At 67.5% G+C, this 1,979-nt stretch carries 1 protein-coding gene and 1 pseudogene; one reads left to right on the forward strand and one right to left on the reverse strand.

Annotated elements, in window-relative coordinates; genetic code table 11:
* Nucleotides 1-602 precede the first annotated feature (602 nt).
* Complete coding sequence (locus ACY45C_RS14325) at nt 603-1,172, forward strand: HIT family protein (RefSeq protein ID WP_462188102.1); 570 nt, start codon at nt 603-605, stop codon at nt 1,170-1,172.
* A 202-nt stretch (nt 1,173-1,374) separates the two neighbouring features.
* Here ACY45C_RS14325 and ACY45C_RS14330 read toward each other — a convergent pair.
* Nucleotides 1,375-1,979 (reverse strand): annotated as a pseudogene (locus tag ACY45C_RS14330) (elongation factor G-like protein EF-G2); the annotation flags it as partial.

Raw genomic sequence — 1,979 nt, forward strand, 5'->3', positions numbered from 1 at the left:
TCTGCGATGATGCTCTCGATCACGTATTTGTTACTTCATTACGTCCCCTTAACGTCCGCTAAGCTGGCCGGGCAGGGCGTAACGGGCTCGGGTTGTCGCAAGGTTGTCGCGATGGCTTCTCGCGGGGTTGCGCCGGGAGGGCTCCTCCCGGTCGCGGACCCTTCGTGTGCATCATCCTCGCGTCAGATCCAGGGCGCCGTGGTTCGAAACCGATTACGTCACTTGGGGGACGTAATGAAGTAACAAATACGCGATCGAGAGCATCATCGCAGGTCACAGGCCTGTGGAGGGTTCGAAACGCGCAAGTTATTTCATTTCGACTCCTTGAGGGGGACTGGCGGCGACCCCCCCACGCCGTCAGTCTCCCTCTTCATGCGCCGGACCGCACCCGCACGCGAGCCTCCTCGCGTACCGCGGGCGTCTCTCGTCGCTCAGATCCTGATAAATTGACGAGACGATATTGCTCCCCCCTGGGGAGCTCGTCCCGGGGAGGCGGCGCCCTTGCTGATGGCCGAGCAGGTTCCGGTGCCCATGGCCCGCTCGATGGGCGCTGCCTGCGTGTTCACTCGGCTCAGCCGGGGCGGCGTCGTGGCGGCCGCCCAGTGACGGCCGAGGTCTCACCCGAGGGGGTTCCCCTGGAGGAGCAGGCCGGGGTCGGCGGTCCGGATGCTTTCCAGCGGCTCTACACCCCGCACCGCATGGCCTATATCAGGGGCGAGGGCCGCTCCCGTGACGATGAATGCCCATTCTGTTCCATTGTCGGGATGTCCGACGAGGACGGCCTCGTGGTTGCTCGGGGTAAAAGCGTCTACGCGGTCCTCAATCTGTACCCCTATAATGCCGGTCACCTTCTCGTTGTGCCCTATCGCCACATCGCGGACTACGCCGACATGGACCCCGAAGAGATCGTCGAGATGGCATTCTTCGTTCAGCACGCGCTCCGTGCGCTGCGGGCCGCCAGCGGGGCCCACGGTTTCAACACCGGCATGAACCTGGGGGATGTCGCCGGCGCCGGGATCGCCTCGCACGTGCATCAGCACGTGGTGCCGCGGTGGGGCGGTGACACGAACTTCATGCCCGTGGTGGGCGCGACCAGGGTGCTCCCCGCCCTGCTCGGGCAGACCAGGGAGATGCTCGCCCAGGCCTGGGCGCAGACCGCGCCCGACGAGTAGGGCGGGTAGCGCCGGGCCCGGTGGAGGCCGCAGCCGGGTCGGGGCGCTCCCGTCGGGGTTGCCCGCCGCACCGGGTCCCGCCCGGCGCCGGGCCCGATGCGGCGGGTGTGCGGTCACGGATGTCTCCCACCGGCAATCCTCCCTGAGCCGGGCCGAGGGTTGCCGGTCGTCCGTCTTTCCCGCTTTATGTCGGATTCCTGCTTTATGCCGATTTTTTCGCTTCCGCCGACAGGGCATCCCCAAGCTGTGGTGGCATCGGCTCGTAGCCGCGATGGTCCCGCGTGAAGCTACCCGTGCCGTGGCTCAAGGACCGTAGTTCAATCGCATATCGGATCATTTCGCTCGCAGGGACCTCTGCGTGAACGACCGTCCGGGGGGTGGCCCCGGGCCCGCCCGGGACGGGTTCCATCCCGACGACCCGTCCTCGGCGAGTGGACAGGTCGCCCATCACGGCCCCGACGTACTCGTCGGGTACCAGGACGCCAACGGCCAGGATCGGCTCAAGCACGACGACGCCGGCGGCCCGGGCCGCGTCCTTGAGCGCCAGTGCGCCGGCGATCTGAAAGGCCATGTCCGAGGAGTCGACGCTGTGCGCCTTGCCGTCGACGAGGCGGACCCGTAGATCAACCATGGGATGGCCGGTGCGGACGCCCTGCGCCATCTGCGCCCGGACGCCCTTCTCCACCGAGGGGATGAAGGCCCGGGGAACCGCGCCGCCGACCACCTCATCGACGAACTCGAAGCCCCCACCCGCCGGGAGCGGTTCGACCTCGATCTGGCAGACCGCGAACTGGCCGTGCCCACCGG

The sequence above is a fragment of the Frankia sp. CcWB2 genome, from assembly GCF_977927585.1.